Origin of the sequence: Mycobacterium sp. ENV421 (genome assembly GCF_002887815.1) — a bacterium.
Taxonomy (GTDB): Bacteria; Actinomycetota; Actinomycetes; order Mycobacteriales; family Mycobacteriaceae; genus Mycobacterium.
In genome coordinates this window covers 1-1,311 of the sequence record NZ_PDHO01000122.1, presented here as the reverse complement: position 1 = coordinate 1,311, position 1,311 = coordinate 1, and the positions used below count along the sequence as shown (strand labels likewise).

Below are 1,311 nucleotides of genomic sequence, written 5' to 3'. Positions count from 1 at the left end.
CTTGGGTTCAGGGGTCTAGTGCAACAGCTCCTAGCTGAGGAGTTGTTGCATGCGTCCCGGTCATCCGTCGTCGACAGTGCGTTTGTTTTGGGCTCATGTGCGTTCGGGGGTGTCGATCGACGATGCTGCGGTGGCCGCTGGGGTGCCAGCGACGACGGGTAGGCAGTGGTTCGGTAACGCTGGCGGGGTGAAACCGAAGATCGTGTGCGATGTGGCACGGCAATATAGGCGGCTGAGTTTCCTTGAGCGCGAGCAGATCGCGCTGGGGGTCGCGGCTCAGGAACCGATCCGCTCGATTGCCCAGCGATTGGGCCGAGCCGCATCGACGGTCAGCCGGGAAATCAGGCGCAACAGCTCCGATGGCCGCAACAAATACCGTCCACAGTTCCGGTTCGGCGCACCGTGGCGCGGTGGGCCGTTGCGGCGCCCGCACTATTTCGCCAGCGCAGCCCAGGGCCGCGCGCAACGCAATGCCCGCCGCCGCCATTCCCGCAAGCTGGCCGCCGACCTGCGCCTGCACGATCAGGTGCAAACTTGGCTGAAGGACTTTCTCAGCCCCGAGCAGATCACCCAGCGGCTGGTGGCGGAGTTTCCCGACGATCTGGAGATGCGGGTGTCTCACGAGACGATCTACCAGTCGATATATGTGCAGGGTAAAGGGAATTTGCGTCGTGAACTGCATACATGTCTGCGTACTGGTCGGGCGTTGCGCCATCCGCGGCGCCGCCCAGGGGAACGCCGTGGACGCATTCCGGGCATGGTCAACATCAGCCAGCGCCCCGCCGAGGCCCTCGACCGGGCGATACCTGGACATTGGGAAGGTGACTTGATCCTGGGCAGCACGGCATCTGGATCGGCGATCGGCACTGTGGTGGAGCGGTCCACCCGATACGCACTGTTGCTGCATCTGCCCGAGAATCACACCGCCGAGGCGGTGCAGAACGCGATCGTGGCCAAGATGACGCAGTTGCCGGCGCTGCTGCGTCAAACCCTGACGTGGGATCAGGGCTCGGAGATGGCCAATCACGTCAAAATTGCTGAGGCGCTCGATCTGGAGATCTACTTCTGCGATCCGCACTCCCCGTGGCAGCGGGGCACCAATGAGAACACCAATGGTTTACTACGCCAATGGTTTCCCAAAGGAACCGACCTGTCGGTCTTCCCTGAGGACTATCTCGACTACGTCGCAGCCAAGCTCAACAATCGGCCCCGTAAGACCCTTGGCTGGAAGACACCCGCCAAAGCCCTCGACGAACTACTGTCCAAACCGTCCGACCCACCCGCTGTTGCACTAGCCCCTTGAATCCGCCG

At 62.6% G+C, this 1,311-nt stretch carries 1 protein-coding gene; it reads left to right on the top strand.

The window, feature by feature from the left end; all coding sequences use genetic code 11:
- Positions 1 to 49 precede the first annotated feature (49 nt).
- The gene (locus CRM90_RS29950) at positions 50 to 1,303 is read left to right on the top strand and encodes an IS30 family transposase (RefSeq protein WP_102810449.1); all 1,254 of its coding nucleotides are present in this window, start codon (positions 50 to 52) and stop codon (positions 1,301 to 1,303) included.
- The last annotated feature ends 8 nt before the right edge of the window (positions 1,304 to 1,311 follow it).